Raw genomic sequence first — 11,904 nt, 5'->3', positions numbered from 1 at the left:
GTCTTATAATAATGAAAGACCTAATATGGCTATCGGTGGCATTACACCAAGGCAGAAACTAGCTTTAGTGGCTGCTTAACTCTCTATTTTTGATGTCGGTTAAAAATGGGGGGATTACCGTCAGATCTTGCTATTTTATGGATTAAGGCAAAGAGCAAGATCTGACAAAGATTTTGGGCATATTTTGGGTAATTTTTGAGGCAAAAAAAACCACAAATGACAATATAATCAAATAAAAGACGGACTAAGATCGTTGATATATAAGGGTTTCAGTTGGTCTTTGGTGGTCAGAAATAGTTTGAATAATTGGTGGAGGAGGGGCGGGGGCTATTTAATAGCGAGGATAACTTATTGTTATTTAATAGATTTGAATTTATAAAAATTTTTGTTGCCCCGAAAGTTGCCCCTATTCATGAACTTAAAGTTATTTAATTGAATTATGCTCCCTAAAATTAGGGAGCTCTTATGCCATAAATTACATGGTTGGGACAACGTGTTCTGTATTAGCAGCTTCTTCTCTTTCAGCTGCATTCCCGCTAAAGTAATTTACAATTGAATGATATCCATAGATGGGTAATGCAAGCGCTAACATTACTGCTAACCCAACAACCAATTTACTTAGCAAAATAGGAGCTGCAATAATACCGGTTGTTACTCTCAGAGAAATATGCATGGTGTCATTTACAGCCACTCGCCATAAATAAGATGCCATAACCGTAACTAAGCTGAGGTCGAGTAATCCAAATGCAAATAAACCTGTAAATTCTGTATCAAATTGTTTCCCCATAACAAGTTCATAACCGTGGACATAACGCGCTCCCAAACTAGAAGAGGGAGAAAAAAATAATCCTACATGTCGATATCGATTCTCGCTAATAAAGCTGCCTATCTTTTTTACTTCAAAATTTTGAATGTTCTCATCGTCCAAAGCCTCAGCCTGTATTACTTCATCTCGATTCATACGAAGCATCGAAATCGGTTTCTTATCGACAGCAGCTCCATTAATAGGAAAATTATATTCAACTGCTTCAGCGATAAGTTTCCCCATGATTATTGAACCTTGTTCATTAGGTTCTATTTGAGAGGTGTGATTTCCCCCCAAAGGATTCAATGAGGAGGTAACATCAACAAAAACCACTTCTTTATTCTTATTAGCCGCGTATTGTAAAACGCTTCGATAAAGCTCATTCATAGTTTCTTCAACTACGGCAAATGGAGCTTGGCCTTCTCCTTTTGAGCGTGCCAAATGAGAAAATCCTGTGTAAATAAAATAAGGGGTAAAGTCAGTAATAGAAGGATAATATTGTGATAATAATACAATTCGATTAAGCCCAGGATTATCATTAACCAAATCATCAATAATAGCTTTATATTCTTTTAACAATGTCAGTTTAACTTGGCTGAAGGCTTCCTTAATCCTAGGTCTGGCCTGTTCTGGTGTGATTCTAAAAAGCAATTGAAAATACGTTAGGTTTCTTTGCAATACGCCCATTAATGCTTCACGGTAATTATTCCCTCCTACACTTAATACAGCAATATCAGGTTGCCAATCTTTTACTGAATTGAGCTGATGCACTATTTCATAAGGGTGGTCTTGATCTGAGGGAAGAACTTTATCTAAACGACACTGGCGTCTTAAATCAGCTGTTGTAGCACCATCAACCGCAAAATTACCAATATCATATGAGTGAGTATTCTCTGTATTGTTAGCCAGAGCAACCGCTGTTTGATGTGTTACCGTATGCGTTTTATCAGCATATTGGCTCTTACTTTGGACCCAATAGCCATTATCTAAAGTAGAGTCGCCAAGTAAAGCAACTTTTTTTGGTCTTGCTTGCTCACCCCCAATAACACGCTTTAATCTTCCTGTTGTTGTAGGATATCTGCCCCCTATGGATTGTGAATAATTTTGAATGCGTTTCATGATAATCCTGATGTAATTAATAGATATAAAGTTAAGCAATAAAAATTTGATGAAAATTTTAACACATGGCCTATTTAGATCAAAATTACCGGGGTAATTTAAATCATCCAACATTTCTTGAGAGAAAGGATCATACAGGGTAGAAGGTCAGATCTTGCTACTGCCGCTCCTCCATATTTAGTGGCATCCGAAATTAGAGCTCAGGGTGCTTAAAGGTCATTTTTATGAAAACCGATGGTTAACGAGTGCCAAGTGTTTTAAGAATCCGGAGATATGGCTTGCCCGCCTTTCATGACAAATTTGATCCGTTGCAAGGTTGATATATCCATAAGCGGATCACCACTGACTGCTATTAAATCAGCAAACTTACCAACCTCAATACTCCCTACATCATCAGACCAACCCAACAAAGCTGCTGCAGAAACTGTAGCTGCCTGAATGGCTTCCAGTGGGCTTAAGCCCCTGCGTGTCATGGAGAGAAGCTCTTCGGCATTTTTTCCATGGCGATCCAGAGAAGTAGGATCGGAGCCACTGGCTATTTTAACTCCAATCTGTCTTGCAAGAGTCATCATCTGATTTTTTGTTTTGAGTAATATCTGCATTTTATCAGAGGCAGGTGCCTTGGCTATCTTGGCATCCAGACCTGACAGGGTGGGAACCAGGTAAACGTTTTTTTGTTTCATCATCTCCAGATTGTTATGGTCAGCCCGGTTGCCATGTTCTATGGAATCCACGCCGCTTATCAAGGCATTGCGTATTCCCTCAACTGTCGTTGCGTGGGCTGCTACCTTGCGCCGGGCTTTATGGGCTTCCTCAACAATAACCTGCATTTCAACTATGGTAAGGGTTGGATAATCCCAGTCTGCAAATATTTTTATTATATCTGCACCATGGCCAATCTGTTCACGTACTGCACGTCTAGCTTCTTCGACACCGCTTATCATCTGGGCTCCCATAGGAAAACTGACAAAATCAGGAGAAAGACCAAATGGATGATATTGGCCAACAGCAGCAATACCACGTGTTGCCACCTGGATACGAGGACCAGGAATGAGACCTTCGTTAATGGCATCGCGCAATGCAATATCAGCATATCCAGAACCTTCATTTTCAAGATCCCGCACGGTTGTAAATCCTGCTTCCAGTGTTGCCCGTGCATTGGCAGCACCTTCCAGAGCCCTATACGCCAGTGATTTGGTCGTAAGATTCTCTGCATACCCATGATTTCCATCAGGAATTCTTGCCAAAAGATGTGTATGACAATCAATAAGCCCTGGCAATACCGTCACATTACCCAAATCAAGGTGTCTCGCCGATGCTGGAGCCCTTTTCAAAATATTGGCTGTCCTGTCCACAGCCTTTATACGCTCATTTTCAATCCAGATTGCAGCGCCCTTGAGATACACACCATTACGAACATCCAGAATCCTCGCAGCCTGCAGTATCACAGGCGTATTCTGTTGGGGTTGCATGGCGCGTAAGGAATGAAACTGTACCATAAGCAAAAGAATGAAAATAAAAAGTAAAAGCCAAGGCTTATTGTAAAAGGAACAAAGTGATGTTTTAGTCATATTGCTCCTACACCTAGACAACTTATGATTCAAGCTAACATCCTTGTAGAGAAAAGGGTTTCAAGTTTTGTCGACTCATAACAAAATGTCAATGAACTTGATTAGGTTTTAGGTCAGGATGTGCTGCAACATTAAAAGTAACTCGGTAAAAATTTAAAATGGAATGAAGTAATAGTGCATATATGGCATTTTAAAAAATCTAATCAGTTTACTAAAGGGTTGCATAGAAAGAGGAAATTGATTCCAAGGAGTGAGTGTTCTGCATTTGGGAAATATATTGTAAACCAATGGGTTAATTGGCGGGGCAGCGGCTATTTAACTTAATAGATAATTATTTGATTTATAATATATTTATTTTTTATAAATTTAAATATACCCCCATTTATACCCCCTGTAACATCTCTTATCTTTAATTTATTATAATGACATGTCGATATAATGTTAAATTGTCGATATATTATACGAAAATGTTTATACCATCGACACATTCCAAAAACATGTCGATAAAATTTAAAAATATCGACATGTTTTCTTGACGTGTCTACCGCATCGACATATCCTTAAAACATGTCGATAAAATTGGGAAATTTAAACATTATGAAAATTGATGTAACTAAAGCATACAATGAATTGCCTGCACTGCCTCCTAAACAAGATATAGAAACTAAAAAAATACTGAAAGTGTGCATTGAAGCACGTGCGTCGCTAGCAGAACTGAGAAAAGCGGCAGAAATGTTACCAAACCAAAGCGTTCTAATAAACTCTTTGCCTTTGCTAGAAGCACAAGCAAGTTCAGAGATTGAAAATATAGTGACTACAACAGATAGGTTATTTCAATATGCCAACAGCAGTTCGGAGACGAATATAGATCCAGCTACAAAAGAGGCTTTACGTTACAGAACTGCTTTGAGAGAAGGCTTTGAATCTATTAAGTCTCGACCATTAAATACGGTTTTAGCAGAGAATTTATGTTCAGCCTTGCATGGTGTTGAAATGACAGTAAGAAAGGTTCCAGGAACCACTCTCTCCAATCAAGCAACTGGAGAAATAATTTATACTCCTCCTGAAGGCGAGGCGCTTTTAAGGAAAAAGCTTCACAATTGGGAAGTATTTTTACATGCTCAAAATGATATTGACCCATTAATAAAAATGGCTATAGGACATTATCAATTTGAAGCAATTCACCCATTTACAGATGGGAATGGCCGAACGGGAAGAATTTTAAATATATTGTATTTAATCGAACGGGAACTTTTAACCATACCTGTTCTTTATTTGAGTCGTTATATCATCAAGCATAAGAAAGAATATTACCAATATCTCTTAAATGTAACTTTAAAAAACGACTGGGAATCTTGGATTATTTACATGTTAAATGCTGTTGAAAACACTTCCCAATGGACTTGCAATAAGATTAAGAACATTGTCGGTCTAATGGACGAAACCGTGGAGTATGTAAAAAATAAACAACCTAAAATATATTCAAGGGAATTAGTAGAGCTCCTTTTTGTACAACCTTACTGTAGAATTTCTAATGTAGTAGATGCAGGGATTGTGAAAAGACAAACCGCTGCCGAATACCTACAAAAATTTGTCAGTGAGGGTATTTTGAAAGAAATAGAACTTGGAAGAGAAAAAATATATATCAATACACGATTTATGCAAATCCTATTTAAGGAGACTGATTAAAAAAGTAATACAGTCTGGTAGTTATGGTTAACAGTATTTGAAAGATTTAAAAACGCAGGTGGAAGATATGAGCACAATAGTATCAATTGAAAAAGTCATTAAAAAAATTCCAAGAGGAAAGATTTTTTTGGTGGACTCAATTTATAAGCAATATCCAATCAAGCTTGTACAACGTGTTTTATTGCGGTTAGCAAAAAGCAACGAAGTGGGTACTATATGCCGTGGTATATATTTTAGGCCTGAAGAAAGTCGCTATTTGCCAGGTCGTCCAATTCCGCCAAGTACAGATAAAATAATTAAAGCTATTTCCAAGAAAACAGGTGAAACAATAACAGTTCATCCTGTTGTAGCTCTAAATCAGCTTGGTCTCAGCACACAAATTCCTGTTCGCGAAATTTACTATACGACTGGTCGCTCACGTTATATCAAGATTAATGGTGAAAATAGAATTAAACTTGTCCATGTGAGTCCCAGAAAAATAGTCATGCCAAATACAGTAACATGCCATGTGGTTACTGCTTTGTGGTATGAGGGTAAGGGGTATTTAAAACCACGAATAGTAAAGAAGCTTCACGATCGTTTAAAAGATAAATATTTCAATGAGGTTTTAATGCATCTTGATAAGATGCCAATATGGATGCGGAAAGTATTTATTCGTTACCAGAACATGCAACCTGATGCCCCTGAATTACAAGAAGACCCTAATGAATATTGGCAGGGCCACTGGTACTTTAAACAAACATCACCCAAAATAGATTAAAAAATTTTCTCTATCTTCATCTGATAAATAGATCGCCTCTTTTCTATTACCTCGACTGGTGATGTGATAGAGCCCACCAGCAAACTCAATGCGCAAAGGTCTTGCCATCGCTAATCCAGGACTTGCTTGATTCCTTTTAAAAGAAAATTAATGCATTGGGAAATAATTATCAAGAGTTAATTCCAAGCTTGCTAACATTTATGGATTAAGGCAAAAAGCAAGATCTGACCCCTCTGTGCTCTGTGCTATTCGCGAATTACAAATAGTCCATTCTAAATTCTAGAATATGGAATAGTATAACTCACAATCACAGAAAATTTGTCTCTCTTAAAAATGGTGTTATAATATAGATAACACGGCCCGCTCCTCTTCATTGAAAAATGTACGAGTGGGTTTTCTTTTTTGTATAAGTTGCATGATGCCACGTTATAACAAACCGCACCTAACATTTGAAGATCAACTCGAACTATTGAAATCTCGTGGTCTAGAAGTAACCAATGACAGTGTAGCATTGGAATACCTTCGTCGTTTGGGCTACTACCGATTAAGTGGTTATTGGTATCCCCTCCGCAAACTAATTCCTTTAACTGATCAACAAACAAAATTGGTAAGGCCTCGGCGTTCTGATGAATTTGTACAGGGTGCGCGTTTTCAAGATGTTGTTGCCTTATATGTTTTCGACAAAAAATTACGTTTACTGATACTGGATGCTATTGAGCGAATAGAAGTAGCCTTCAGAGTAGACATAGCCTATCTTCTCGGGGAAAAGGATCCATTTGCTTATACTAACCCTGATTTATTACACGGGCATTTCACCAAAAAGATTGATCTCAAGACTGGTAAAACAAAATACGAAGAATGGCTTTCTAAGCACGAACAACTGATAAAACGCTCTAAAGAAGATTTTGTAGAGCATTATAAAGAAAAATACGGCTTGCCATTACCTATATGGGTTGCCATCGAGTTGTGGGACTTCGGCCTTTTGTCAGTATTTTATAAAGGCATGGCTGTAAAAGATAAAGCTATCATTGCGCAAAAATACAACATTCATGATTGGCAGGTCATGGAAAGCTGGTTACGCACATTAAACTACGTCCGGAATGTAGTTGCACATCATAGTCGTTTATGGAATAGAAACTTAATTGACCAACCTAAACTTACTAAAGCAGGGACAATGCCTGCTTTCGATCCATTTATTGGCAATACAAATACGACATCCAGGGTATATATCGTGCTATGTATTTTGGCACATTACATGAAAGTAATTTGTCCTCGATCGACCTGGCAAAAGCGTGTAGTGGAGTTGATGCACTCTTTCCCAAACTCTAATTACATAACCATTCAAGATATGGGGTTTCCCAATGAATGGGCACAGCAAGAATTTTGGCAATAAGCTGTAATTTTATAGCTGAGCCATTTTGCCAATCTTAGCAATGCATCCTATTGATCCCCGTTGAAAGAACATGATCTCAGGATACTTTTGCTTTCAAGGCTATTCCCTCCCTATTAGCTATATTTTTCTTTATGAAGGCTTAGATGTTATTTGAAAGGGAAACAATGATGACATCGAAGTTCATTAAATCAAAATTCAAGCTGGCATGTGAATGCCCAACAAAACTCTATTACGTTGATAAACCATAAGATGCCAATCAATTGATGGAGGACTCCTTTTTAAAAGCATTAGCTGAAGGTGGTTATCAAGTAGAAGCTTTAGCAGGATGCTATTTTTCAGAAGGCATATTCGAAACTACAGAAAAAAACCAATCCAACCATAAGGCAATAAAATGTTTACTAGGAAATGAGGCTATTACGCTTTTTGAACAAGTACCAGAGTCATTGTTGACGTGCTTCATCTCTGGCAGCAGATAAGCTCACATCAGAAAAGCACCAAAAGAAAGTTTTTTCTCAACACCCGGAAAGCGATACTTAAATTTCCAAAGCTTCGAGCCATTAGGATTGATTAATAAATATAAATCCTTCTCATCTGCCATCTCATAAGGCTTCTCTTTAGGTTTAGCGCTCTTTATTTCAACAACAGTTAGGGTCATGGGGACCTCGTCTTTTTACAATCACATAAAGCCCCTAAATAAGCCCCGCTTTTCGGTAGGCTCTTGGGGCTTTTATGGATTTTATAAGACGAAAATTATATAAAAAGCCTTGATTTCAAGGCTTATAAGATGTTTTTGGATGTCTTAGGTATTCAATATGGTGGAGGCGGCGGGAATTGAATTCAATTCCTGTGGTGTTGATTTTATTGATGAAATTTTGTGTAGATTTTGGATGTACCAACAAAAGTACCAACAGATGATTTTGATGTTATAAATAACATCCTGTCAGCAAGACTATATTTGTATAAATATAGTCAAATCAGTAATGTCTGCTTACTTGTCCTTCCCAGATCTTTCAAATAAGTTAATCCTAATATCCTACGTGACTTCATATACCTAATTGGCTTAACTCATTAAGACATTGAGGATAATTTATAAAATTAATGCTATTCATCCCCAACTCTTCAGCAATTATTGTATTAGGTTTATGATCATCTATAAAAACAGTTTCTTTTGGATTTAACGCGTGTTTTTCCAAAAGATAGGTGAATATTGCAGGATCTGGTTTACGCAGACCGATCTCTGCTGACACGACAGTTTCTTTAAATAAAGACCAAAATGAATATCGTTCTTTTAAAAAACGCATCAATTGAATGGTATTATTTGTCAGAGCAAACAAATTATACCCCTTGTCAGACAAATCAAATAACAACGCCTCCATTTTATCCACAAGAATCAACGACTCTTCAAGCTTTATCATCAACTGAGACAAGGTTGTTTTATCAATATTTAAATCATTTTCATAAAGAGATAAAAGAGTATCTTGCGAAATTCTTCCTTCATTTAAATCTATCCAATGTTTAGATGAAAAAAGTTGAGCACTCAGTAATGTCGTATCATTACGTTCAGGAAAAAAATTCTTCACAACGCCAACAGGTTCCCAATTAATTACAACATTGCCAATATCAAAAATTATATTCCTAATTTGCACTATGCCCCCACTTGGTTAGAGATTGATATGTCTAATTTATCAATTAATTTAAAATAATTATTTTTAACAGTATCTTGTTCATTAAAAATAGCTGAAGCACAAACAAATTCATCCGCTCCAGCCAATTTAAATTGTTGGATATTAGATTCACGAACCCCAGCATCAACTTGCAGCTTGAGACGATCCCGATATTGATTAATGACAAGATAATCATTAATAGCTTTAATTTTTTCAAATATATTTTCATCAATAGTACTAAAGCCGGGATTTGATGCCATAATCACGATCTTATCAATCATATTTAAATTAATTTCTGATAATACTGATTGAAAATCAGTTGCTGGATTAATTGCTACCCCAACAGAGCAGCTATCGCAAAACTGGGTAATTTTTTTAAAGCTTTGCTCATCTATTTTCTCAACATGAAAAATAATTCGATGAATAATTCGAGGATTTATAATTTGGATTTGTTGAGAGGGATCATCCACTTGAAAATGAACCTCTACTGGAATCATAGATTCTCTAGCAATCATCTCATAGTATTTTTGTCCCATGCTGATATATGGGGTGAACACGCCGTCTAAAATATCTGCATGCAATATTTTTACATCCAGCTCATAAAGCTGCTGTAAAGATTCTTTTAAATGAAACGGGTTTATTTGCATAATTGCAGGACATATTCCACTCATAAAATGTCATCCTTTATTTTTACTAAAATTTTACCAAAATGAGACAATTCCAACTGAGCCTCTCCATTAATTAAATCAGCTAACTCAGAAAACTCAATGCTCCGAGCGACCAGCTTTTGATAATGCTCTGGAAATATAGTTAACTCGCGTAATGCCTGTTGAAAATGCTGTTGGTTTGAACCTCTTTGACCTGTTAAAAAATAATTTTTGCCATTATCATTAACCTCATATATCTTGCTTGTAGCCCCAGAAAAATTATTTCGACGTATTTGATTTACAGAAAGTGACTCTTGTTCTTCAACATTCACAAAAACTTCATTATTAAAACCATTAACCAGATTTATAACTGTATTGGAATTCGCCATTTTTTTTGCATAATCAAAGTATTGGGCTGCTTTTGCTCGTGTAGCACATGAAAAAATAGCATCGAAGTCGTTCATAAATAATGACAGTCTATCAAATTCATAGTATTGAATTCCGAATTTATTATTTTCGTTCAATAGAGTAATACGATGTTTATTAGTTCCTGCCATGAAAACGGAGGCATTCTTTCTTAAATAATAAGCTGCAATAACATGAGCAATTGCGCCTGTCCCAAGAATAAGTATTGTTTGAGGCTTACAATGTTTCAAAATGATTTGTTCAGAAAATATTGCTACAGCTAATGGCTCCAATAAGCAGGCATACCACGATTGATACTCTCCTGAAATCTTTAAAATATGACCATGTTTTAGGTCTTCCGTGGATATCATCCTCTTCTTACAAAAAATTCCATCTATTGAATGACCTAAAATTCTGTCTTGATCCAGAATCGATACGGGGTTGTAAACCACTACATCGCCAACATTAAATCCATTTCCCTTATTAAAATTCTTTACAATTAACCCAATACCCTCATGACCCAAGATATTTGCTATATCACTACGCGAAGCATTTGCTATCTCAAGATCAGTGCCACAAACACCTGCAGCAATATTTTCAATAAGTAATTCAGCATTAACAGATTCTTTTAAATAAGTATTTGTATATTGAAACCGATGACTTTGCATGTCTCTAACTAACTGTAAGGTTTGCATTTATGCGCTCAGTAATGATTGAGTCTCGTATTTATACGACGATAAAAAAAGAATTCCTTCACGAATAGCAGATAGTAATACATCGTTATCCTGTTTTATAAAATGTCCTTTTCCTATTCCATTTGGAATGACACAATTGATGTCCCCGCCTCTGTGTAGCTTGGCTTTTTCCATTGCTCTAATACAATTTTCAATGGTACAAAACTCTGAACTGATGGGCAATCCTGCACTTAAAAGCAAATTTATAATCCTTTGTAATTCAAAAAAACTAATTCTCTCGAATTTAAACGCAATATAGGAGGAAATTGCGATATCAATTGCAACTGCAAAACCATGTGATACAGTCCAATTAGAATCAGACTCAATAACATTACTAAAGGTGTGTCCAAAATCAACTAACCGCTCAAAAGTTTTATCTTCATAAAAATTTTCTTCCAATTGCGATAACATTCTACTAATGGCAAGTTGGACAATTTCTTGAGCCTCTTGAGCATTATTAATATAAAAATCACTGACAATCAGGTTGCGCGAATTTTTTTCTAATAGCTCAAATAGATATTGATCAAGAACAACTGCAATTTTAATAATTTCCGCTACTCCGCATTGAATATGTTCAATAGGAAGTGTTTTAAGAAAATTCAAATCAATTAAAACAGCTTTAGGCGGGTGAAATAATCCCAAAGAACTTTTCATTGTTAAAAAATTCATTGAAGACTTAATGCCAATACTAGCATCTACGATCCCAATCATTGTTGTAGGAATTCGGATAACACCAATTCCTCTTTTATATAAAGATGCGGCAACTGTAACCACATCCTGGCAACATCCGCCACAGATGGAGATAAAAACATCATTTTTCCCAAGCTGCATTTCATAAGCAGCCTTACAGATATATTCTGCCATTTTCATATTTTTTGTATTTTCTGCGATCTCTAATATTTTTATTCCGCATTCTGCATAAATGGTTTTTAATTCATTAATAAAATGCCTATAGTATTTATAGACTGACGGAGTAACAATAATTAGTGCTTTTGCTTGAGAAAATAATGCCTGATAAGCCCGTGGGTTCTTAATTAAATCACTAAAAATATTAATCGTATAAGATACATCTTGTTTCATAACTTGTGCTTGAATCATATTTGCACTAAACATATTA

At 36.1% G+C, this 11,904-nt stretch carries 11 protein-coding genes; 4 read left to right on the top strand and 7 right to left on the bottom strand.

What is annotated here, in order from left to right:
- Positions 1-475: 475 nt before the first annotated feature.
- Positions 476-2,038: a GDSL-type esterase/lipase family protein gene (locus ELY21_RS14165; RefSeq protein ID WP_233588723.1), complete on the bottom strand. Its 1,563-nt coding sequence runs from the start codon at positions 2,036-2,038 to the stop codon at positions 476-478.
- Positions 2,039-2,181: 143 nt separating this feature from the next.
- The gene (locus tag ELY21_RS14160; protein WP_127110517.1) at positions 2,182-3,495 is read right to left on the bottom strand and encodes an amidohydrolase family protein; all 1,314 of its coding nucleotides are present in this window, start codon (positions 3,493-3,495) and stop codon (positions 2,182-2,184) included.
- A gap of 597 nt (positions 3,496-4,092) precedes the next feature.
- On the opposite strand from ELY21_RS14160, the gene fic reads away from it, so the two are divergent.
- The 4 genes from fic to ELY21_RS15750 all read left to right on the top strand — a co-directional run bounded on the left by fic (position 4,093) and on the right by ELY21_RS15750 (position 7,813).
- Positions 4,093-5,184, top strand: a complete 1,092-nt coding sequence (gene fic, locus ELY21_RS14155) for a protein adenylyltransferase Fic (protein ID WP_127110515.1) — start codon at positions 4,093-4,095, stop codon at positions 5,182-5,184.
- Between the two features lie 37 nt (positions 5,185-5,221).
- Positions 5,222-5,944, top strand: coding sequence for a DUF6088 family protein (locus tag ELY21_RS15655; RefSeq protein ID WP_158618570.1), 723 nt, complete (start codon positions 5,222-5,224; stop codon positions 5,942-5,944).
- A 415-nt stretch (positions 5,945-6,359) separates the two neighbouring features.
- Positions 6,360-7,337, top strand: coding sequence for an Abi family protein (locus ELY21_RS14145; RefSeq protein WP_127110513.1), 978 nt, complete (start codon positions 6,360-6,362; stop codon positions 7,335-7,337).
- A gap of 263 nt (positions 7,338-7,600) precedes the next feature.
- Positions 7,601-7,813: a hypothetical protein gene (locus tag ELY21_RS15750; protein WP_028385401.1), complete on the top strand. Its 213-nt coding sequence runs from the start codon at positions 7,601-7,603 to the stop codon at positions 7,811-7,813.
- Positions 7,814-7,815: 2 nt separating this feature from the next.
- On the opposite strand, the gene ELY21_RS14140 is transcribed toward ELY21_RS15750, so the two are convergent.
- The 5 genes from ELY21_RS14140 to ELY21_RS14120 all read right to left on the bottom strand — a co-directional run bounded on the left by ELY21_RS14140 (position 7,816) and on the right by ELY21_RS14120 (position 11,900).
- Complete coding sequence (locus ELY21_RS14140; RefSeq protein WP_127110510.1) at positions 7,816-7,992, bottom strand: Arm DNA-binding domain-containing protein; 177 nt, start codon at positions 7,990-7,992, stop codon at positions 7,816-7,818.
- Positions 7,993-8,380: 388 nt separating this feature from the next.
- On the bottom strand, positions 8,381-8,983 hold the full coding sequence (locus ELY21_RS14135) for an HAD family phosphatase (RefSeq protein WP_148111695.1): 603 nt from the start codon (positions 8,981-8,983) through the stop codon (positions 8,381-8,383).
- A complete protein-coding gene (locus ELY21_RS14130) occupies positions 8,983-9,672 on the bottom strand; it encodes a hypothetical protein (protein WP_127110506.1) in 690 nt (229 codons plus the stop codon). The genes ELY21_RS14135 and ELY21_RS14130 overlap by 1 nt, the downstream gene beginning before the upstream one ends.
- Positions 9,669-10,748, bottom strand: a complete 1,080-nt coding sequence (locus tag ELY21_RS14125; RefSeq protein ID WP_127110504.1) for an alcohol dehydrogenase catalytic domain-containing protein — start codon at positions 10,746-10,748, stop codon at positions 9,669-9,671. Before ELY21_RS14125 ends, ELY21_RS14130 begins: the two co-directional genes overlap by 4 nt.
- Complete coding sequence (locus tag ELY21_RS14120) at positions 10,749-11,900, bottom strand: iron-containing alcohol dehydrogenase (protein WP_127110502.1); 1,152 nt, start codon at positions 11,898-11,900, stop codon at positions 10,749-10,751.
- Between the last annotated feature and the right edge of the window lie 4 nt (positions 11,901-11,904).

This window comes from Legionella sp. km535, assembly GCF_003990085.1.
GTDB classification, from domain to species: domain Bacteria; phylum Pseudomonadota; class Gammaproteobacteria; order Legionellales; family Legionellaceae; genus Legionella; species Legionella moravica.
Note: the sequence above shows the minus strand (reverse complement) of the source record. Positions and strands in the feature narration are given on the sequence as shown.

Coding starts and splice junctions, on each gene's coding strand:
- ELY21_RS14140 (WP_127110510.1), bottom strand. CDS start 7,992: ATGACCCTAACTGTTGTTGAAATAAAGAGCGCTAAACCTAAAGAGAAG.
- ELY21_RS14145 (WP_127110513.1), top strand. CDS start 6,360: ATGATGCCACGTTATAACAAACCGCACCTAACATTTGAAGATCAACTC.
- ELY21_RS14160 (WP_127110517.1), bottom strand. CDS start 3,495: ATGACTAAAACATCACTTTGTTCCTTTTACAATAAGCCTTGGCTTTTA.
- ELY21_RS14120 (WP_127110502.1), bottom strand. CDS start 11,900: ATGTTTAGTGCAAATATGATTCAAGCACAAGTTATGAAACAAGATGTA.
- fic (WP_127110515.1), top strand. CDS start 4,093: ATGAAAATTGATGTAACTAAAGCATACAATGAATTGCCTGCACTGCCT.
- ELY21_RS14125 (WP_127110504.1), bottom strand. CDS start 10,748: ATGCAAACCTTACAGTTAGTTAGAGACATGCAAAGTCATCGGTTTCAA.
- ELY21_RS14130 (WP_127110506.1), bottom strand. CDS start 9,672: ATGAGTGGAATATGTCCTGCAATTATGCAAATAAACCCGTTTCATTTA.
- ELY21_RS14165 (WP_233588723.1), bottom strand. CDS start 2,038: ATGTTGGATGATTTAAATTACCCCGGTAATTTTGATCTAAATAGGCCA.
- ELY21_RS15750 (WP_028385401.1), top strand. CDS start 7,601: ATGGAGGACTCCTTTTTAAAAGCATTAGCTGAAGGTGGTTATCAAGTA.